General features: G+C 47.4%; 20 protein-coding genes. 3 read left to right on the top strand and 17 right to left on the bottom strand.

What is annotated here, in order from left to right:
* Positions 1-5 precede the first annotated feature (5 nt).
* From pstB to RS889_RS23390, 5 genes are all read right to left on the bottom strand, one after another.
* Positions 6-782: a phosphate ABC transporter ATP-binding protein PstB gene (pstB, locus tag RS889_RS23410; RefSeq protein ID WP_290181068.1), complete on the bottom strand. Its 777-nt coding sequence runs from the start codon at positions 780-782 to the stop codon at positions 6-8.
* 48 nt (positions 783-830) lie between these two features.
* Entirely contained in the window at positions 831-1,718 is an 888-nt protein-coding gene (gene pstA / locus RS889_RS23405) for a phosphate ABC transporter permease PstA (RefSeq protein WP_021013738.1), read from the bottom strand.
* Complete coding sequence (pstC, locus tag RS889_RS23400) at positions 1,718-2,677, bottom strand: phosphate ABC transporter permease PstC (RefSeq protein WP_021013739.1); 960 nt, start codon at positions 2,675-2,677, stop codon at positions 1,718-1,720. The genes pstA and pstC overlap by 1 nt, the downstream gene beginning before the upstream one ends.
* A 113-nt stretch (positions 2,678-2,790) precedes the next feature.
* A complete protein-coding gene (pstS, locus tag RS889_RS23395) occupies positions 2,791-3,828 on the bottom strand; it encodes a phosphate ABC transporter substrate-binding protein PstS (protein WP_315708863.1) in 1,038 nt (345 codons plus the stop codon).
* Positions 3,829-4,485: 657 nt separating this feature from the next.
* Positions 4,486-5,319, bottom strand: coding sequence for an oxidoreductase (locus RS889_RS23390; protein ID WP_315708862.1), 834 nt, complete (start codon positions 5,317-5,319; stop codon positions 4,486-4,488).
* Positions 5,320-5,475: 156 nt separating this feature from the next.
* Here RS889_RS23390 and RS889_RS23385 point away from each other — a divergent pair, with 156 nt between their 5' ends.
* Positions 5,476-6,387 (top strand): AraC family transcriptional regulator, encoded by a 912-nt coding sequence (locus RS889_RS23385; RefSeq protein ID WP_315711177.1) that lies wholly within the window; start codon positions 5,476-5,478, stop codon positions 6,385-6,387.
* Between the two features lie 377 nt (positions 6,388-6,764).
* On the top strand, positions 6,765-6,971 hold the full coding sequence (locus RS889_RS23380; protein WP_021013759.1) for a hypothetical protein: 207 nt from the start codon (positions 6,765-6,767) through the stop codon (positions 6,969-6,971).
* Between the two features lie 236 nt (positions 6,972-7,207).
* Here RS889_RS23380 and glmS read toward each other — a convergent pair whose 3' ends face one another.
* Positions 7,208-9,043, bottom strand: coding sequence for a glutamine--fructose-6-phosphate transaminase (isomerizing) (gene glmS / locus RS889_RS23375; RefSeq protein ID WP_315708861.1), 1,836 nt, complete (start codon positions 9,041-9,043; stop codon positions 7,208-7,210).
* A gap of 330 nt (positions 9,044-9,373) precedes the next feature.
* Positions 9,374-10,744, bottom strand: coding sequence for a bifunctional UDP-N-acetylglucosamine diphosphorylase/glucosamine-1-phosphate N-acetyltransferase GlmU (gene glmU, locus RS889_RS23370; protein ID WP_315708860.1), 1,371 nt, complete (start codon positions 10,742-10,744; stop codon positions 9,374-9,376).
* A 359-nt stretch (positions 10,745-11,103) separates the two neighbouring features.
* Here glmU and RS889_RS23365 point away from each other — a divergent pair, with 359 nt between their 5' ends.
* Positions 11,104-13,317, top strand: a complete 2,214-nt coding sequence (locus RS889_RS23365; protein WP_315708859.1) for a right-handed parallel beta-helix repeat-containing protein — start codon at positions 11,104-11,106, stop codon at positions 13,315-13,317.
* A gap of 117 nt (positions 13,318-13,434) precedes the next feature.
* On the opposite strand, the gene RS889_RS23360 is transcribed toward RS889_RS23365, so the two are convergent.
* From RS889_RS23360 to rsmG, 10 genes are all read right to left on the bottom strand, one after another.
* Positions 13,435-13,848, bottom strand: coding sequence for a F0F1 ATP synthase subunit epsilon (locus tag RS889_RS23360; protein ID WP_162300159.1), 414 nt, complete (start codon positions 13,846-13,848; stop codon positions 13,435-13,437).
* A gap of 29 nt (positions 13,849-13,877) precedes the next feature.
* Positions 13,878-15,260, bottom strand: a complete 1,383-nt coding sequence (gene atpD / locus RS889_RS23355) for a F0F1 ATP synthase subunit beta (protein WP_021013764.1) — start codon at positions 15,258-15,260, stop codon at positions 13,878-13,880.
* A 32-nt stretch (positions 15,261-15,292) separates the two neighbouring features.
* The gene (gene atpG / locus RS889_RS23350) at positions 15,293-16,156 is read right to left on the bottom strand and encodes a F0F1 ATP synthase subunit gamma (protein ID WP_021013765.1); all 864 of its coding nucleotides are present in this window, start codon (positions 16,154-16,156) and stop codon (positions 15,293-15,295) included.
* Positions 16,157-16,208: 52 nt separating this feature from the next.
* The gene (gene atpA, locus RS889_RS23345; RefSeq protein WP_021013766.1) at positions 16,209-17,750 is read right to left on the bottom strand and encodes a F0F1 ATP synthase subunit alpha; all 1,542 of its coding nucleotides are present in this window, start codon (positions 17,748-17,750) and stop codon (positions 16,209-16,211) included.
* Positions 17,751-17,762: 12 nt separating this feature from the next.
* Positions 17,763-18,296, bottom strand: coding sequence for a F0F1 ATP synthase subunit delta (gene atpH / locus RS889_RS23340; protein ID WP_021013767.1), 534 nt, complete (start codon positions 18,294-18,296; stop codon positions 17,763-17,765).
* 14 nt (positions 18,297-18,310) lie between these two features.
* Complete coding sequence (gene atpF / locus RS889_RS23335; RefSeq protein ID WP_021013768.1) at positions 18,311-18,781, bottom strand: F0F1 ATP synthase subunit B; 471 nt, start codon at positions 18,779-18,781, stop codon at positions 18,311-18,313.
* Between the two features lie 61 nt (positions 18,782-18,842).
* Positions 18,843-19,082: a F0F1 ATP synthase subunit C gene (gene atpE, locus RS889_RS23330; RefSeq protein ID WP_005976545.1), complete on the bottom strand. Its 240-nt coding sequence runs from the start codon at positions 19,080-19,082 to the stop codon at positions 18,843-18,845.
* A 50-nt stretch (positions 19,083-19,132) separates the two neighbouring features.
* Positions 19,133-19,915, bottom strand: a complete 783-nt coding sequence (gene atpB, locus RS889_RS23325; protein ID WP_021013769.1) for a F0F1 ATP synthase subunit A — start codon at positions 19,913-19,915, stop codon at positions 19,133-19,135.
* A gap of 22 nt (positions 19,916-19,937) precedes the next feature.
* On the bottom strand, positions 19,938-20,321 hold the full coding sequence (gene atpI / locus RS889_RS23320; RefSeq protein ID WP_021013770.1) for a F0F1 ATP synthase subunit I: 384 nt from the start codon (positions 20,319-20,321) through the stop codon (positions 19,938-19,940).
* Positions 20,322-20,944: 623 nt separating this feature from the next.
* Positions 20,945-21,565, bottom strand: a complete 621-nt coding sequence (gene rsmG, locus RS889_RS23315) for a 16S rRNA (guanine(527)-N(7))-methyltransferase RsmG (protein ID WP_315708854.1) — start codon at positions 21,563-21,565, stop codon at positions 20,945-20,947.
* Between the last annotated feature and the right edge of the window lie 38 nt (positions 21,566-21,603).

Here is a 21,603-nt window from a genome sequence, read left to right as displayed (position 1 = left end):
CGTAATCAACCGTAGCGACCGGTAATATAGTCTTCGGTCTTTTTCTGCCGTGGCGCGGTAAACAGGGTGTCGGTATCGCTGAACTCGATCAGCTCACCCAGATACATAAACGCCGTATAATCGGAACAACGCGCAGCCTGCTGCATGTTATGCGTCACGATCACCACGGTATAATCTTTCTTAAGCTCTGAAATCAGTTCTTCGATTCTGCCAGTGGAAATAGGATCCAATGCCGAGCAAGGTTCATCCAGCAGCAGAACTTCAGGGCGGATAGCAATACCGCGAGCGATACACAAACGTTGCTGTTGTCCTCCAGACAGACTGTAACCACTCTGGTGCAGTTTATCTTTGGTTTCCTGCCACAATGCCGCCTTGGTCAGCGCCCACTGTACGCGCTCATCCATATCCGGGCGGGACAGCTTTTCAAACAAGCGCACCCCAAACGCAATATTGTCATAAATCGACATCGGGAACGGTGTCGGTTTCTGGAATACCATGCCCACCTTGGCACGCAACAATGCGATATCCTGCTTATCCGTCAAGATGTTATTACCATCCAGCAGAATATCTCCCTCAGCATGTTGCTCTGGGTAAAGCTGGTACATTTTATTCATGGTTCGCAGCAACGTGGACTTGCCACATCCCGATGGGCCGATGAACGCAGTAACCTGATTTTGGGCGATATCCAGCGTAATGTTTTTCAGCGCATGGAATTTCCCGTAATAAAAATTCAGATCGCGCACCTGGATTTTGCTGGTGGATGTCTCAGTAGCCATACTCATCAAGACTTCTCTCTTCTAGCCGGTGCTGCTACGCAACACTTTTAATTATCAATGTTTCTTCTCAGCAAACACTACACGTGCCAGGATATTCAGAAATAGCACACACACAGTAATCAACAGTACACCTGCCCAAGCCAGCTGTTGCCACTCTGCGAACGGACTCATGGCAAACTTGAAGATAGTCACCGGCAGGTTGGCAATCGGATGCATTAAATCCGTGTTCCAGAACTGGTTGGATAACGAAGTGAACAGCAACGGTGCCGTTTCCCCGGCGATACGAGCAACAGCCAGTAGAATGCCGGTAATAATTCCTGAGACAGACGCTTTTAACGTAATTGCAGAAATCATTTTCCATTTGGGTGTACCCAGAGCATAGGCAGCTTCACGCAGGCTATCTGGTACCAGTTTGAGCATATTTTCCGTGGTGCGGATAACAATCGGTATCTGTAATAATGCCAGCGCGATAACCCCTGCCCAGCCGGAAAAATGCTCCATTCTGGTAACCACGAGACTATAAACAAACAACCCTACAACAATGGACGGTGCCGATAGCAAAATATCATTAATAAAACGAATAACTTCTGCAATCAGCGATTTACGGCCATATTCCGCCAAATAAATGCCCGCCATGATACCCAGTGGCGTTCCCAGAAATGTCGCCCAAAAAATCAGTAGACCACTGCCCGCAATAGCGTTGGCCAAACCACCACCCGGTGAGTTGGGAGGCGGCGTCATTTCGGTAAACAGCGACAGTGACATGCCGTCAATACCTTTGGTGATCGTGGAAAACAGGATCCAAACCAACCAGAACAACCCAAATGCCATCGTCAGCATCGATAAACATAAGGCGATACGATTTTTCTGACGCCGCCAGGCCTGCATTTTGCGACGCATGCGGATAAGCTCTGCTTCGTTCCCAATGCTGATTGCCGTCATCAATGTACTCCTTCATTTTTCGCCAGACGCATGATCATCAATTTTGAGCACGCCAGAACAATAAAGGTAATGACAAACAGGATCAGGCCTAGCTCCATCAGCGCTGCGGTATGTACACCAGGATCAGCCTCTGCAAATTCATTCGCCAACGCAGAAGTAATACTGTTTCCCGGCATATACAGCGACGGGCTATTCAGCTGGTAGGTGTTACCAATGATAAACGTCACTGCCATCGTTTCTCCCAGCGCACGTCCCAGACCCAGCATCACACCGCCAATCACACCATTTTTGGTAAACGGCAGTACAATACGCCAAATCACTTCCCAGGTAGTACAACCGATCCCGTAAGCCGACTCCTTCATCATCACTGGTGTTTGCTCAAACACATCACGCATCACGGCAGCAATATAGGGAATAACCATGATTGCCAGAATCACACCAGCAGCCAGAATACCAATACCGAAGGCCGGGCCGGAAAACAGCACACCTATAAACGGAATATCGGAAAGCACATATCCCACCGGCTGCTGGAAATATTTGGCAAACAACGGTGCAAAAACAAATAAGCCCCACATGCCGTAAACGATACTGGGGATAGCGGCCAACAATTCAATAGCGATACCCAACGGACGTTTTAACCAGTTGGGCGCCAGCTCGGTCAAAAACAGGGCGATACCAAAACTGATCGGAATCGCAATAATCAAGGCAATCAGCGAAGTGACAATAGTGCCGTAGATCGGAACCAACGCACCAAATTGCTCGGCAGGTGCATCCCATTCCTTTGTCCACAAAAACGAAAAACCGAACTTCTGTATGCTCGGCCAGGATGCGATAATCAGGGAAACAATGATGCCCCCCAACAACAATAACGTTAGCAACGCAGACAGCCTTACCAGCACACCGAAAATGACATCTCCATGTTTTCCTGGCGGGGTAATAGCTGGCTTATATTCAGCCATACGACTCTCTTCTCAAAATAATAGGGGTAACCCCTATGAATTTCGGAGGCGGATCCCCCGTTTCCGGATTATCCGCCTCACGATTACCAGCAAATAACGATTGACCAACTCAATTAATAAATCGATTTACCGCTTTCGTCTTTAATCTGAGTTTTCCATGCTGCGCGAACCTGAGCAACCACTTCTTTTGGCAGAGTAGCGTAATCCAGCGCGTTGGCTTCTTTGCCACCATGGTCATACGCCCAGTCAAAGAACTTCATCACTTCTTTACCCTGTGTAGGTTTGGTTTGTACTTTATGCAACAGGATAAAGGTAGTGGAGGTAATTGGCCATACATCCGCCCCCTTCTGGTTAGTCAGGTCCTGAGCGAAAGACTTGCTCCAGTCAATACCTTTGGCCGCGTTACTGAATGACACTTCAGTCGGGTTCACAACCTTGCCATCAGCAGAAATCAGTTTGGTGTAAACCAGCTTGTTCTGTTTGGCATAAGCGTATTCTACATAACCAATAGCACCTGGCAGACGCTGAACAAACGCCGCGACACCATCATTACCTTTACCACCCAGACCGGTCGGCCAGTTAACTGTGTTGCCTGCACCCACCTTCTCTTTCCACTCAGGGCTTACTTTTGACAAGTAGCTGGTAAACACATAAGACGTGCCAGAACCATCAGCACGACGGACAACCGCGATATCCTGGTCCGGCAGCTTCGCTTTCGGGTTCAGTTTGGCAATTGCTGGATCATTCCATTTTTTAATTTTGCCCAGATAGATATCACCCAGGGTTTTACCATCCAGCGTCAATTCACCTTTTTTCACGCCCTGCACATTAACCGCCAGGACAATACCGCCAATCACAGTCGGGAATTGGAACAGACCTTCCTGAGCCAGCTTTTCATCTTTCAGCGGCGCATCAGACGCACCGAAATCCACGGTTTTTGCAACGATTTGTTTTACACCGCCTGAAGAACCAATTCCTTGGTAGTTTATTTTGTTGCCGGTTTCTTTTTGATATGAATCAGCCCATTTCGTGTAAACCGGAGCGGGGAATGTCGCACCTGCGCCGGTGAGATCAGCAGCAAAAGCGGAAACAGTCATCAAAGAAACGCTTGCCGCAACAATACTGGCAACAGTAGTACGCATCAGTTTCATAATCCCTCCTGTGGGATAATACTTTAAAAGTGTAGACCCGGAGCTTTGTTAATCAGAGTGTAGTTTGCAGGAGGGAAAATAGGACAATTAAGTGACATTAAAATGTACGTTATATTACAGTTTTATGACAAACAAGCCAATACATGAGGTTATGTGGAATCTGATTATGCAATAACAGCAACAAGAATCAGGTTGTGGCCCCATTATTCAGGGAGGAACACAATGAAAAGGCTCACTGTGACGATAAATTTTTTTTTACAGTACCGTACATCTGGTATTCAATAAAGCCGCATAACACACGGCTTTTACTACTTAACTCCGCTCTCGTTAATGTGGAGAGCCGTTTTTATCCAGCTCTCATAAAACGTTATTTCCAGCGATGAAAAATCAATGACGTATTGATGCCGCCAAAAGACAAACTCGAACTCGCCGAACCAAAATCCGTTATGCACCAGACGTCTTACCCCATATAAGTTCACACCATAAAAAATCCGTCCGGTAGTTACCCTATTTTCTGGGAACCATCGGACGGATGTTATATACCCAGCATCTTTCAAATTGCAGGTGCTTTTCCGCATTCATGCATCATAATGCTTAATAAATATATTTATATATATCAATAGGATAATCACTAAAAACAACTGTAGGAAAAATTTACTAACCGTCAGTTGAACGCGTTAGCTCTTCCCAAGCCTCAATTTCGGCTGCATAAGCTTTTAGTTTATCTCGCACCAGGCCGAGAGCATCACTTCCCAATAGTAAATGTGTCGGTGGCGCATCACTATTAATTATTGCCAGCATGGCACGCGCAGCTCTGGCAGGATCACCTAGCTGCTTGCCATTTTTCTCCTCCCGAGCCTGACGAATTGGGTCGAATATCGGGTCATAATCAGGGATTGTTCGAGGCGTCCTGACCATTGACCGCCCTGCCCAATCGGTACGGAAAGACCCTGGCGCGACAGCGGTCACAGTAATACCAAAAGGTTTGAGCTCCTTACCTAATGCTTCAGAAATCCCTTCCAGCGCGAACTTGCTGCCGCAGTAATAAGCAATACCGGGCATGGTAATGAATCCGCCCATCGACGTGATATTGAGAATATGCCCGCGGCGGCGTTCACGCATATAAGGCAGCAAAGCTTTGATCATCGCTACCGCACCAAATACGTTTACGTCGAACTGTCGTTTCATTTCGTCCAGCGTAGACTCTTCCATCACGCCTTCATGGCCATAACCTGCATTATTGACCAGCACGTCAACCTGACCGATGGTGTCTTCAATCTCGGCAACCACCCCGCCAATCGACGTGAAGTCTGTCACATCAAGAATACGGGCAAAGGCACGTGAAGGTTCGATCGCTTCAAAAGACGCCTTTGCCGATGCACTGCGCACGGTTCCCACGACGCGATGACCACTGCTTAACGCTTCCTGAGCTAATGCACGACCAAAACCGCTGCTGACGCCAGTGATAAAAATAATCTTGGATGATGTCATAAAAACTCCCGTTAACTAAGAGGGGTGTGCATAATATTCGCTATCATGGTCTTTTTTTAGACCATATATTCTCTATTTATTGCCTAATTATATGATGGTGGTTTCATGAGGGATCAAACGATAGCGCTCTCCGGCCTTGTTTCAGATCAGCAACACATGGTCAGCTTGCTTATGGCATTGGCGCCACAGGAAGGTTACAACCTGACCGCTCTTCCCGGCGTACGTTTCCTTCGCTCGGATCATCCTCTGGCGCGCACCCCTGTGCTTTACGATCCGGGTATTGTTATTGTGTGTCAGGGTTCGAAACGAGGCTATTTTGGGGATAAAACTTACGTTTATGACGAGCAGCATTATCTTGCCGTCTCAGTGCCGGTGCCCTTCGTAATGGAAACCGATGCATCACCAGAGCATCCGTTACTGGCTATCTATTTACATCTTGATTTCCAGCTGGCGGCCGAATTGCTGATACAGATAGAAAGGTACAATGTGGCGCAACCAGCGGCGACCCCCGAAAGCATGATGTCCAGCCCAATGGATGACGAGCTGAGAACCTCTGTGTTGCACTTCCTCGAAGCAATGAGCAAATCACCCGGTGCAGTTATACTTGGACCGGCATTACTGCGTGAACTCTATTACCGCATTCTCACCGGCGCTCAGGGTAATGCCATGCGTGCAGCGTTGGCAATGCATGGGCAATTCGGCAAAATAGGCAAAGCGTTACGCCGTATTCATGCCACCTACTCAACTCCCCTTAGTCTGAGCCAACTGGCTGACGAAGCAGGAATGAGTGTGCCGACCTTTCATAGCCACTTTAAGGCTATAACTCGCACATCACCCATGCAGTACGTGAAATCGACACGTCTGCATCAGGCCCGACTGATGATGGTACGACAAGGCGTCACAGCGGCAGTAGCAAGCCGATCTGTGGGTTATGAAAGTCCTTCGCAGTTTAATCGCGAATTTAAACGCTTATTCGGGTTGCCCCCAGCCGAAGAGACAAAACGGATGCGGGAGAACTTTGCGGTACCACCTGCGCATTTTGCGTCAGAATTTGTCTCTTCTCATTAGCTGAGAAATCGAAATTTATTAGCATCGTCGTGATGACCCATCAATCGCCTTTGTTCACCCGAATCCATTGCCACACCTTGCGAGTAAAGTCGGCTATGACGTGCAGGCATGTCGATTGAGCGTTGATGTCTAACAGACCTAAAAATGATTGTATGCCCAGTAGAGGCATACCGTAGATGACATTTGAAATCCTGGCAGATGAGCATACTCTTGCTCAGAGTTACATCAATTACAAATAGGCAGCGCATTGTCACATTAGACGTAAACGGACATACAGAGCCCCTCAGCTTTAAAACCCACTGACAGAACATGACGCTAGCACAGGCAAAATGCTCCTGTCATCCGATACAACGCAACAGTGGGGAGCCCGAGACAGGATGAAAATCTCAGAGACCATCACCGCCGTTTTTTTCCTTTTTATTTCCATCGGCGCTATGGCTGCCGTACCCACTTCTCATGCAATGGTAGGGGAATCAAGAAATCATAATGGGTTTAAATCGCATTTTAACATTGCCGACACCGCCGAAATGCCGGATGAACGTCGCGATGATCCCTGGCATGGCTCACATCTTACTTCATCGTAATCCCGTTTGAGATCTCTCAGAAAAGGGCATTTCGTGGCGTATTATCCACAGTTGATAATACGTTCCGTCTCCAAGCTCTCTCCCTTGTCTAATCAGGGAAACAATCACCGTCTCTGACAGTGACTATTTCGATTTAGGCATAAAAAAACCCGGTATGCTTTTTGAACAGCATAACCGGATTTTCCAGTTAACAACTATGTTGTCATTCCACAAACCTGACTAGCTTATTACTACACTTACTCTACCGTGACAGATTTTGCCAAATTACGTGGCTGATCCACATCAGTGCCTTTAATCAGTGCTACATGATAAGCCAGCAGTTGTAGTGGAACGGTATAGAAGATCGGCGCAATAACATCTTCAACATGAGGCAGTTTGATAAGCTTCATCATCTCGCTATCAGAAGTGAAACCAGCGGCTTCATCGGCAAATACATATAATTCACCGCCACGCGCCCGCACTTCTTCAATATTGGACTTCAACTTTTCCAACAGCTCGTTATTGGGAGCCACCACTACCACCGGCATATCAGCATCAATCAGCGCCAGCGGGCCATGTTTCAACTCGCCCGCCGCATAGGCTTCTGCATGGATATAAGAGATCTCTTTAAGCTTCAGCGCGCCTTCCATTGCAATCGGATACTGATCGCCACGCCCCAGGAACAAGGCATGATGCTTGTCAGAAAAACCCTCCGCCAGCGATTCGATCAGTTTGTCCTGCGACAGCATCTGCTCTATACGTGCTGGCAATGCCTGCAAAGCATGAACAATATCGTGCTCGATTTTCGCATCCATACCGCGCAAATGGCCAATACTCGCCACCAGCATCAGCAGTACCGTCAGTTGCGTGGTGAAAGCTTTGGTTGATGCCACACCGATTTCCACACCGGCTTTGGTCATTAACGCCAGATCGGATTCACGCACCAGTGAAGAACCCGCAACATTACAAATCGCCAATGAACCGAGGTAACCCAACTCTTTGGACATACGTAATGCCGCGAGGGTATCGGCTGTTTCACCAGACTGAGACAGCGTAATCATCAGGCTATTAGCGCGTACTGCCGGTTTGCGGTAACGGAATTCAGAAGCGATTTCCACATCACAAGGCACTCCCGCCAACGCTTCAAACCAGTAACGGGAAACCATACCGGAATTGTAAGACGTACCGCAGGCAATAATTTGAATATGCTGAACTTTCGCCAGCAGTTCATCCGCTTTTGGCCCTAATTCGGACAGATTGATCTCGCCGTGGCTGAAACGCCCCTCCAGGGTATTTTTAATAGCCATCGGTTGTTCGTAGATCTCTTTTTGCATGTAGTGACGGTAAGTTCCCTTGTCACCGGCATCGTATTGCACGCTGGATTCAATCTCTTCGCGTTTAACATCCTGACCTTGCTTATCGAAAATATGCACGGTGCGACGAGTAATTTCAGCCACGTCCCCCTCTTCCAGGAAGATAAAACGACGAGTCACCGGCAATAATGCCAGTTGGTCGGAGGCGATAAAGTTTTCCCCGACACCAAGACCAACCACTAACGGACTGCCGGAACGGGCGGCCACCATCACGCTGGGATCACGGCTATCCAACAACACCATTCCGTACGCGCCACGCAACTGAGGAATAACACGCTTCACCACGTCTACCAGTGAACCCCCACTTTGCTGCTGTTCCCAGTGAACCAGATGCGCCACGACTTCAGTGTCGGTTTCTGAAGCAAACCGATAACCACGTTTAACCAGCAGTTCACGTAACGGTTCGTGATTTTCGATAATACCGTTATGCACTACGGTAATGTATCCAGAAACATGAGGATGGGCGTTATCTTCCGAAGGCTCACCATGTGTAGCCCAACGCGTATGAGCAATTCCAGTACCACCGTGCAACGGATGTTCATCGGCTGCCTGAGCCAGAATCTGTACCTTGCCCAAACGGCGTAAACGGGTCATATGACCATCATTGTCCACGACTGCCAGACCAGCCGAATCATAACCGCGGTATTCCAGACGGCGTAGCCCTTCCAGCAGTATTTCTGCAATATCACGCTGTGCAACAGCGCCTACTATTCCACACATCTGTTGTATTCCTATAGAAGTGACATATTGTGTCACCAGAGATGTCTCTGACCTGATTATTCCGGTTTTTTCCGGGTTCCCCGAGCCTTGTAGAGTTGGGGATTATTATGTTTTGTCCTGTGTTCTATCGATAAAACACAGAACAAAACCGTCTTTATATCAAAACGTTGTTTAGTTGGTTATTGCTGCCGTTTTAACGCCTGTCCTCAGCAAGTATGGGAATGCATCAAAGATTGTCAGCGCTGCCAGAATGGATCCCCGACATCACGGGGATGACAAAAGAGCAAGCCGATAACAAAACCGATGAGGTATTCACAGCCATCGACTCGGTTATTTTTTCTTTACCGGGCGCACCCAACCAGCGATATGTTGTTGCTTCACCCGACTGATAACCAACTCATTCTCACCAACATTCCGGGTAATGGTGGTACCAGCACCTATCGTGGCACCTTTGGCTACGCTAACCGGCGCCACCAATTGAGTATCAGAACCAACAAACACATCATCACCGATAATGGTTTTATGCTTATTTGCACCATCGTAATTGCAGGTAATGGTTCCGGCACCAATATTTACGCCAGCACCAATGTCAGCATCACCCAGATAGCTTAAGTGACCCGCTTTGGAGCCTTTCCCCAAACGGGCTTTCTTCAGCTCGACAAAGTTACCTACATGAGCACCTTCCGCCAGCTCGGCCCCTGGACGTAAACGGGCAAAAGGCCCAATAGTGCACTTCGCTTCAAGTACAGCATCTTCTACTACCGAGTATGGACTGATCTCACAGTCGTCACCAATCACACTGTTTTTTATTACACAACCCGCGCCAATTTTGACTCGACAGCCCAACGTCACCTCACCTTCAAAAATGACATTGGTATCAATAGTGACATCACGACCGTGTTTCAACTCCCCTCGCAGATCAAAACGAGCAGGATCGCGTAGCGTCACCCCGGCCAGCAACAGTTTTTTCGCCTGTTCCTGCTGATAGACACGCTCCAGCGTGGCGAGTTGCAAGCGGTTATTCACCCCTTCTACTTCACTCTGGCTATCGGGATGAACAGCCATAACACGATGGCCTTCCTGTACTGCCATGGCGATAATATCCGTGAGGTAATACTCGCCCTGCACGTTATCGTTGGTAAGTTGGCTCAACCAGCGTTTCAGATCCTGACCATTTGCTACCAGGATGCCGGTATTGATCTCGGATATTTGCCGCTGTTCCTCACTGGCATCTTTGTGTTCAATAATACCGACGACTTCGCCATTTTTACGCACGATGCGACCATAACCGGTAGGATCATTAACCTTCACCGTCAATAAACCAATCCCACCCAACGGTTTTGCCTGTAACAGGCGCTGTAATGTAGCCGGAGAAATCAGCGGCACATCACCATACAGCATCAGGATATCTTCATCGTCGGCAAACCAGGGTGCGGCCTGTTGCATAGCATGACCGGTGCCTAGCTGTTCAGCCTGTAATACCCAGTTCAACGATAAATCAGACAGCGCTTCCTTCAGTAGATCGCCACCGTGTCCATAAACCAGATGCATATTTCTGGCACCAATTTTCATTGCTGCATCAATAATATGCTGAACCATGGGTTTACCCGCCAGCGGGTGAAGCACTTTAGGAAGATCGGAATACATGCGGGTTCCCTTGCCAGCGGCAAGGATAACCACACTCATAGCACTGTTTGACATAGGCATCCTGACTAAAAACCAAGAGATGTCGCCATTATGGCGACAGACAAAAGTAAACCCGTTATCACGCTGGAATACTACATATTTTTCAGCGAAAAATACCTGTCCAACGGGATTCTAGGCGTTAAATTCAGATGAATGGAAGTGTACTCAAACTGGGGCTGTTTGGGTAAGTATGATGATACTCCCGCGTTAATTTTTATGCTCCCCGCCAAACTGCCTGTTTCATTTACGGATTAAGTCACGAAACGGAAACTTTTGGTAAAAAACCGCATCCACTTTGTGAGCCACACAAAAGAAACAGTGTTTCATTTTTTGTAATAATGCGCCGACCAATAACAAATAATGATGGGGAAAATATGAAATACGCTGTTTCCGGGCTCATTACTGTAGCCCTTAATTCATTTTTATTGATGGGGAGTACGCCTTCTTTTGCTGCTCCTCAGACAGCACCACTGGTCTGGCACAGCATCGCATTCGGGCAGTCCACTGATGTGAATTTCTCCTCCAACGTTTTACCTGAAAAAATCGGGGTTAATGACGTTACCATCAACGGCAAAAAACTTACTTCAACAGATAAAGCCGATTTATCCGCGCCAATTACCATTGAAAGCCGGGGGGGGAAAATAGCCAACACCCATGATGGATTAACGTTTTTCTATACTGAACTACCAGCCAATGTAAATTTCACGCTGCAATCTGACGTTACGGTTGATCAGTTTGGTCCTGAGACAAAGGCCAGACCAGCTGCACAGGAAGGTGCAGGGATACTAGTACGGGATATTTTAGGTGTGCCTCGGCAGAATCCACTGAAAGTGGGATATGAGGAGTTTCCGGCAGCCTCAAACATGGTGATGAATGCCATCATGACCCAGGATAAAAAGGCCAAAAATGCCAAAACTGAAGTAAAAATACAGGCTATTTCACGTAATGGCGTGATACAGCCGTGGGGTAATATTGGCGCTAAAATTAGCAAAAGTAGCTATCAGGAAAAAATTAATCTGGAACAAACCCCAACATTCCGCTTGAAACTGGAACGGACTGACGATGGCTTTATCACTTCTTATGCACCTAAAGACAGTGATCAATGGGTAACAAAAACCGTTAAAGGTGCTGATCTGGTCACCCAACAGGATAAAAAGCATTACTATGTCGGTTTCTTCGCTTCACGTAATGCAAAAGTCACCATTAATAATGCCAGCCTGACCACCAGTCCAGCGCATACAAAATTATCACCCGCCTTTAAAGCAGAAAGTTTCGCACCATTGTTGCAAGTGGCTTCTTCAACCCTTTCCGTTCACGACAACTATCTGGTCCAGGCCAGAGTGAACTACAACGGTACACTGGCCGTGTATCAGAATGGCAAGGAGCTTGGCAAAGCACACGCTATCAAAGCCGGTGAAATGTTCAGCCTGCCAGCGAAGCTGACAGCGCCGAAAACAGAGTTCAAACTGGTCTACACACCAGGTGACGGTAAAGATAAATCATCACAGGAAGCGAGTTTCAGTGTAGAAAAAGTGACCTTTGCGGATGCCAAAAATTTGTATGTTTCTCCTGAGGGGAAATCAACCAACAATGGTAGCAAAAAAGCACCACTGGATATCACGACAGCCATCAGTGCATTACCTGCGGGCGGTACGTTGTGGTTAATGCCTGGGGATTACGCTGCGACCGAAATTCCGGTAACCGCCAGCGGTACCGCCAAAGCGCCAAAACATCTGGTTGCAGTTGAAGGTAAGAGCGTTATCCATGGACTCAATCTCAACGCTAGCTACTGGATTGTAAAAGGTGTTGAAATTACTGAGAAAAGCTTCCGTATCGAAGGCAGTTACAACCGCATAGATCGCGTGGTGGCACACAATTGCGACGACACCGGAATTCAGGTTTCATCAACAGGAAAGGTGGGAAAACCTTTGTGGGCCAGCCATAACCTGATTTTGAATTCAGAATCCTACAGCAATCAGGATCCAGGTAAAATCAACGCAGATGGCTTTGCAGTAAAAATGCGCGTTGGTGAAGGTAATGTGATCCGTGGTGCCTTCTCTCATGACAATATTGATGATGGGTTTGACCTGTTCAACAAAATTGAGGATGGTCCGAACGGGGTTGTGGTGATCGAGAATTCTATTGCACTCAACAACACCAGCAACGGTTTCAAACTGGGAGGGGAAGGTCAGCCGGTTGCACATCAGATTAAAAACAGCATTGCCATTGGCAATCATCTGGATGGCTTTACCGACAACTTTAACCCAGGTGCGCTAGTTGTTGAGAATAACATTGCACTTGATAACCAACGCTTTAACTTTATCTTCCGCCCAAGCCCGTACTATGGTCCGGAAAAACAGGGAATATTTAAAAATAATGTATCCCTGCGCACGTCAGCGGGTAAATACGACGACGCCGTCGTTGGTCGTGTAGATTCCAGTAACTACTTCATCAAAGACAACCACTCGGTCAACAATAAAGGGAAAGAAATCACTACTGCCGCCTATAAATCCATTGTCGTACCACAAACATTCACGCGTGATGCAAAAGGCAATTTACAGCTGGGTGATTTTCTGAAGAAAAAATAACACACTCTCAAAGGATGCCCGACATTGGGCATCCTGCGGGAATAATCAAGCAATAATGGTGAACATAAAAAAGGCCAGCCGGTAAAAACCAACTGGCCTTTTTAACAACTGAAGCTGTTACATCGCTTTTCTGGTCAGCTCAATAACGCGCAGTTTAGCAATAGCTTTCGTCAGCTCGGCAGAGGCTTGAGCATAATCCACATCACCATGTGAATCACGGATATGCTCTTCCGCTTTACGTTTCGCTTCCAATGCCCGCGCTTCATCAAGATCCTTCCCACGAATGGCCGTATCAGACAAAACAGTGACCATATTCGGTTGCACCTCAAGGATACCTCCGGACAAGTAGATATACTCTTCACTGCCGTGCTGTTTAACAATACGCACCATACCGGGATTAATAGCCGTAAGCAGGGGAGCGTGACCAGGATAAATCCCCAGTTCACCTTCGCTACCGGTCACCTGGATTTTTTCTACCAGACCGGAGAACATTGCCTGTTCTGCACTAACGACATCCAGATGGTAAGTCATAGCAGCCATATCACCCTCCTCTCAGAACGTTACAGTTTCTTGGCTTTTTCCACTGCTTCTTCAATGGTGCCAACCATGTAGAACGCCTGCTCTGGCAGGTGGTCGTAGTCGCCAGCCATAATGCCTTTGAAACCACGAATGGTGTCTTTCAGCGATACGAACTTACCTGGAGAACCAGTGAAGACTTCAGCCACAAAGAACGGTTGAGACAGGAAGCGCTGGATTTTACGTGCGCGGGATACCACCAGCTTGTCATCTTCTGACAGCTCATCCATACCCAGAATCGCAATGATATCCTTCAGTTCCTGATAACGTTGCAGAATAGACTGCACGCCACGCGCTACATCATAGTGTTCCTGCCCAACAACCAGCGGATCCAACTGACGACTGGTTGAATCCAACGGATCAACGGCCGGGTAAATCCCCAGAGAGGCGATATTACGGCTCAGTACCACAGTTGCATCCAAGTGAGCAAAGGTGGTTGCTGGCGATGGGTCAGTCAAGTCATCCGCAGGGACGTAAACGGCCTGTACGGAGGTAATAGAACCCGTTCTGGTAGACGTGATACGTTCTTGCAGAACGCCCATTTCTTCCGCCAGAGTCGGCTGATAACCTACCGCTGAAGGCATACGACCCAACAGTGCAGAAACTTCTGTACCGGCCAAGGTGTAACGATAGATGTTATCAATGAACAGCAGTACGTCACGACCTTCTTCACGGAACTTTTCAGCCATGGTCAGACCGGTCAATGCTACACGCAGGCGGTTACCCGGCGGCTCATTCATCTGGCCATACACAAGTGAAACTTTGTCGATAACATTGGACTCGGTCATTTCGTGGTAGAAATCGTTACCTTCACGGGTACGTTCGCCCACACCTGCAAACACAGAATAACCGGAGTGCTCGATCGCGATGTTACGGATCAACTCCATCATGTTTACAGTTTTACCAACACCCGCACCACCGAACAGACCCACTTTACCGCCCTTGGCGAACGGACAGATCAGATCCATAACCTTGATACCGGTTTCCAGCAGATCTTGTGAGTTAGCTAATTCTTCATAACTTGGTGCAGGACGGTGAATAGCCCAACGCTCTTCTTCACCGATATCGCCTTTCATGTCGACGGGCTCGCCCAGTACGTTCATGATACGGCCAAGCGTCGATTTACCTACCGGTACTTCGATCGGGTGCTCCAGGTCGGTCACAACCAAACCACGGCGTAGACCGTCGGAAGAACCCATTGCAATACAACGAATAACGCCGCCGCCTAACTGTTGCTGTACTTCCAGCACCAGCTTGGAGGAACCGTTTTCTACCTCAAGCGCATTGTACACTTTTGGTACCGCGTCTTGGGGGAACTCGACGTCCACCACGGCGCCGATTACCTGGATAATCTTTCCAGTAGCCATCTTGAATCCTCTACGTAATTCGTAAACCTAGCTTAAACCGCGGAGGCTCCCCCGACGATCTCGGTGAGTTCCTGAGTGATGCTGGCCTGACGAGCCTTGTTGTACACCAACTGCAGCTCTTTGATCAGGCTGCCGCCATTATCGGTTGCGGCCTTCATCGCTACCATTCGCGCGGCCTGCTCACTGGCCAGATTTTCTACGACACCCTGATAAACCTGAGATTCCACATAACGACGCAACAGGGTATCCAGCAGCGACTTAGGATCGGGTTCATACAAATAATCCCAGGATTTCTTTTTCAGTTCGCCATCCTCTGCAGGTGGCAGCGGCAGCAACTGAACAACTTGTGGAACCTGAGACATGGTATTGATGAATTTGTTACCCACGATATACAGTTTGTCCAGACGACCTTCGTCGTAGGCTTGCAGCATAACTTTTACCGGACCGATCAATTCAGACAGGGTAGGGTTATCTCCCATACCGGTAACCTGAGCAACAATGTTTCCACCTACTGAACCAAAGAAAGACATACCTTTAGAGCCAATCAGCGCCAAATCACTCTCAACGCCTTTATCACTCCATGCTTTCATTTCAGCCAGCAGTTTTTTGAACAAATTAATATTCAAACCACCACACAAGCCACGGTCAGTAGACACCACCAGATACCCAACATGCTTTACTTCACGTTCTTCCAGGTACGGGTGCTTGTATTCCAAATTTCCCAACGCAAGGTGACCGATCACTTTGCGTATAGTTTCTGCATAAGGACGGCTGGCCGCCATACGATCCTGCGATTTACGCATTTTGGAAGCAGCAACCATTTCCATCGCTTTAGTGATCTTCTGCGTATTTTGGACGCTTCCGATCTTACTACGTATCTCTTTTGCGCCGGCCATTTTAGCTTCTCCTCAATGCCTAGCGACCTGCCATAAGGCAGGCCACGGGGCGTTACCAGGACTGGGTTGCCTTAAAGGTATCAAGGATAGTCTTGAATTTATCCTCGATCTCATCGTTATAAGCGCCAGTCTGGCTGAGTTGTTGCAGAAGATCGCCATGCTCACGATTGGCATAGGCCAACAGCGACGCTTCAAAACCGCCAACTTTCGCCAGTTCAACGTCTTCCAGATAACCACGTTCGGCGGAAAACAGTACCAGCGACTGCATTGCAACAGACATCGGTGCATACTGTTTCTGCTTCAGAAGTTCAGTCACTTTCTGACCATGATTCAACTGCTTACGCGTGGCATCATCCAGGTCAGAAGCAAACTGGGAGAATGCCGCCAATTCACGATACTGAGCCAGTGCGGTACGGATACCACCAGACAGTTTCTTCATGATCTTGGTCTGAGCTGCACCACCCACACGGGACACGGAGATGCCTGGGTTAACTGCCGGACGGATACCAGCGTTAAACAGGTTGGATTCCAGGAAGATCTGGCCATCAGTAATAGAAATTACGTTGGTCGGAACAAACGCCGAAACGTCACCCGCCTGAGTTTCGATGATCGGCAGAGCGGTCAAAGACCCCGTTTTCCCCTTCACTTCACCTTTGGTAAAGGCCTCGACGTAATCAACATTCACGCGCGCAGCTCGTTCCAGCAGACGGGAGTGAAGGTAGAAAACATCCCCAGGGTACGCTTCACGACCAGGCGGACGACGAAGCAACAGGGATATTTGACGATAAGCAACGGCCTGCTTGGACAGGTCATCATAAATAATCAGTGCATCTTCACCGCGGTCACGGAAATATTCACCCATTGCGCAACCGGCGTATGGCGCCAGATATTGTAGTGCAGCAGACTCGGACGCCGTGGCCACGACAACAATGGTATTTGACAGTGCATCATGCTCTTCCAGCTTGCGTACCACGTTGGAGATGGTAGACGCTTTCTGTCCGATAGCGACATAAATACACTTAATACCCGAATCACGCTGGTTGATAATCGTATCAATCGCCAGTGCGGTTTTACCAGTCTGACGGTCACCGATAACCAACTCACGCTGGCCACGACCAATTGGAATCATGGCATCAACGGACTTGTAACCGGTCTGGACGGGCTGATCAACGGATTGACGATCGATAACGCCAGGCGCAATCGCTTCAACCGCAGAAAAACCATCGTGTTCAACCGGGCCTTTACCATCAATCGGTGCGCCCAGCGTATTGACAACACGACCCAGCAGGCCACGGCCAACCGGTACTTCCAGAATACGACCGGTACATTTTACTTTATTACCTTCGGCCAGATCCTCATACGGACCCATAACGACCGCACCAACAGAGTCTCGCTCCAGGTTAAGTGCAATCGCATAACGGTTGCCAGGCAGGGAAATCATCTCCCCCTGCATCACATCAGCAAGACCGTTTACATGAATGATCCCATCACTGACGGAAACAATGGTACCTTCATTGTGAGCTTCGCTCACTACATTGAACTGAGCAATTCGCTGCTTGATCAGTTCACTGATTTCGGTGGAATTCAGTTGCATGCTCCAGTCCCCTTAAGACTGCAAGACGTCTGTCAAACGTTCAAGACGGCCACGAATACTGCCATCTATCACCATATCGCCAGCGCGAATAATTACGCCAGCTATAACAGACTTATCAATTTTGCAATTCAGCTTAACTTTACGTGACAGACGTTGTTCCATCGCTGCAGCTATCTTGGATAACTGCTGTTCATTTAACGCTGCAGCAGAAATGACATCGACATCTACCGTCGATTCCAGCTCAGCCCGATGTTGAACAAATTGAGCCAGCACTTCGGAAAGCACTGACAAACGCCCGTTTTCAGCCATCACCCTAATCAGGTTCTGGCACGCATCATCCAGCTCGTCACCACATACGGCAATGAATGTCTTCGCCATAGTCTGGGGCGCAACGGCTCCAGAAAGTAACTCAGCAATGTGTTCATTACGCGCGACTTCAGCAACAAATGTCAGCATTTGTTGCCAGTGGTCAACTGACTGGCTTTCAACGGCAAAGTCAAAAGCTGCTTTGGCGTAGGGGCGAGCTACTGTGACAAATTCAGACATCAGCCCCTCCCTCCTTACAGTTCGGCGACAAGTTTATCAACGATGTCGCTGTTAGCAGCTTCATCCACGGAACGTTCAATAATTTTCTCGGCACCGGCAATAGCCAACATAGCAACGTGCTTACGTAACTCTTCGTAGGCACGTTTGCGCTCGGCGTCAATTTCAGCCTGCGCTTGTGCCACAATTTTGTTACGCTCCGCTTCCGCTTCAACTTTAGCATTGTCCATAATCTGAGCACGCTGCTTATTAGCCTGCTCAACAATGACTAGCGCTTCCGCTTTGGCTTTCTTTAATTGATCGGTCGCATTGGCCTGCGCTAAGTTCAGATCTTTTTTGGCTCGTTCAGCAGAAGCCAGACCGTCAGCAATTTCTTTCTGACGTTTCTCAATGGCATCCATAATCGGCGGCCATATATACTTCATGCAGAACCAAACAAACAGAACAAATGCAATGGCCTGGCCGAGGATTGTAGCGTTAAGATTCACAGCACAATGCCTCTTCTTAGTTAAATAACTTGATGTTTTTCACCATGGCAATAAATCTTGCTTAAGCTACGGCAAACATCACATACAGACCCAGACCAACAGCAATCATCGGGATAGCATCCACCAGACCCATAACGATAAAGAACTGTGTCCGCAGCAGAGGAATCAGGTCAGGCTGACGAGCAGCACCTTCCAAAAATTTACCACCCAGAATGCCGATACCGATCGCAGCACCGATAGCCGCCAAACCCATCATTAAAGCGGCAGCCATGTACAGCAGATCCACACTCAGGTTTTCCATGACAGTCTCCAGTTTTTTTCAATTAAAACGTTTGTAGTGTTGAAAGAAAATTAATGCTCTTCAGATGCCATCGAAAGATAAACAACCGTCAGAACCATGAAAATAAAAGCCTGAAGCGAAATGATCAGAATGTGGAAAATGGCCCAAGGCACATTTAATATCCACTGAGACCACCACGGCAGCAGGCCGGCAATCAGGATGAAGATCAACTCACCCGCATACATGTTGCCAAACAGTCGCAAACCTAAAGAAATCGGTTTTGACAGCAGGCTAACACCTTCAAGAATCAGGTTGATAGGAATAAACACAGGGTGATTGAACGGCTGCATGGTCAATTCTTTAACAAATCCACCAATGCCTTTCATCTTGATGCTGTAGAACAGAATCAGGATGAAAACCCCTAACGCCATGGAAAGTGTAATGTTCACGTCCGCGGAAGGTACCACACGTAATGCAGGCAGTCCCAAAACATGCTCACCAATATACGGCAGCAGATCGATAGGCAACAGATCCATCAGATTCATCAGGAAAACCCAGACGAAGACGGTGAGCGCCAACGGAGCAATAAGCTTACTTTTGCCATGGAACATATCGCGTACATTGCTATCTACAAAACCAACGATCAGTTCCACTGCAGCCTGCAGTTTACCCGGCACACCACTGGTGGGGTTTTTAGCAACTTTACGAAAGATAACCAGAAAGAGTATTCCAAGAAGCACAGAGAAAAACATCGAATCGATGTTAATCGACCAGAACCCCGTCCCCACCTGTAAATGTACAAGATGGTGACTGATATACTCTTGCGGAGTAGAGATTTCTCCTGATGCAGACATGATGTCCCTTACCCTTTTGTTGTTAACTACGGTAACGGTTAATGACGGCTGGTGCCACAATCTGCATGACCAGCATTGATAAATACGTCAGGCCAAGCGGGAAAAATGCCGCATGGAACCCGCCTAACGCCACCACCAACAATGCAATGGTGAATAGCACTTTCAGCGCTTCACCCAAAGCAAATGACCAGGCAACGCGTCCTTCCGATGGTTTATGTGTCTGATGACGCAAGGCAAACAGCATAAACAACATATTCGGTAACCAGGCTGCCAATCCCCCACCGAGCGCAGAAGCTGCGGCTTCCAGGCTAACCACACTGAAAATCGCGCTTAACACTAAAAAAGTCACCAATTGTATTAAAAGTGACCACAGCGCTAACTTTCCACTGTAAAGGGATACAGACATGACGCGTGCCCTCTCCGTACCTTTCTCAGAGTTTACTGAATGACGTATAACACTGCCTTTAATGCACCGAGTCAAGCAGCAAAAAACGTGCAAATTATACGGGTCAGCCCATCGAATTCAATCAATAAGTAGCGAAAAGGTGAACAATTATTTAAATTTATTTCCTAAGCCTTATTTCCGCGAACTATCCGGTTAACACATCAATAGTGAAATGAATGTTAACATGCTGCCAATATGTGATATCACTCACATAAAACAAAACAGGTCTTTTTATATCCGATCAGAGTTTTTTTTGTCTTTAGCAAAAATAGCTATTTATCTTTTTTAATTTCAATAAGATAAAATAAAACACCAACAAAACACTTACAATACAGCACTCAAACCATCTATTGACATTGTGGATATTTTTTTATCATGTTTTTAACATCCCTCAATGAATTGCACGGTGGTTAAAATCGAAATACGGTAAAAAAAACACCACTGCCGAATACATTAATCACCAGGTATACATCACGTTTGTAAAAATTTGGTGAATATATTTCATTAGTTTAATGATTATTTCATTCAGATTTATCAGTTTGAGAACGTTACAAATAGTTATAATTTTCTGATGAAAAACAAAATTAGTTCCGTTTAAGAATCACCAAGTGACGTTCTCCAACCAACTCAGGCACAAAAAGTGGAATAATGATTTCCGGGATAATGCCTTCAGGTAAGGCATCCAGCTCATCTTGAGGAACCGTTCCCTTCAGTGCATAAAAACGACCTTCAGGACGGGAAGGTAAATGATCACACCAGTTAACCATATCCTTCAAAGAAGCAAATGCACGGCTTATCACCCCATCAAAAGGAGGGGCTGCCGAAAAGTCTTCCACACGGCTCTGTACCGGCTCAATATTATCGAGATGTAACTCATGCTGAGCCTGACGCAGAAAACGCACCCGTTTTCCCAGACTATCAAGTAAGGTGAAATGTGAATATGGACGAATAATGGCTAACGGTATGCCCGGTAAACCCGGTCCTGTTCCCACATCAATAAAATTCTGTCCCTGGAGATGTTTTTCTATCACCAGACTATCCATGATATGACGAATCAACATTTGCTCAGGATCACGGACTGAAGTCAGATTATAAGCCTTATTCCATTTATGCAGGAGCTCAACATACTGAATAAGCTTATTTTTTTGTTGATCGGTCAGGGAAATACCAGCGGTATCTAACAGGCTATTGAGTTTGTTAAGCACAAGATAATCCTGAATATCACGTTATTAATACAATCTAG

It is taken from the genome of Brenneria uluponensis, from assembly GCF_032395385.1.
GTDB lineage: Bacteria > Pseudomonadota > Gammaproteobacteria > Enterobacterales > Enterobacteriaceae > Prodigiosinella > Prodigiosinella aquatilis.
This window is presented reverse-complemented; position numbering and strand designations above follow the sequence as displayed.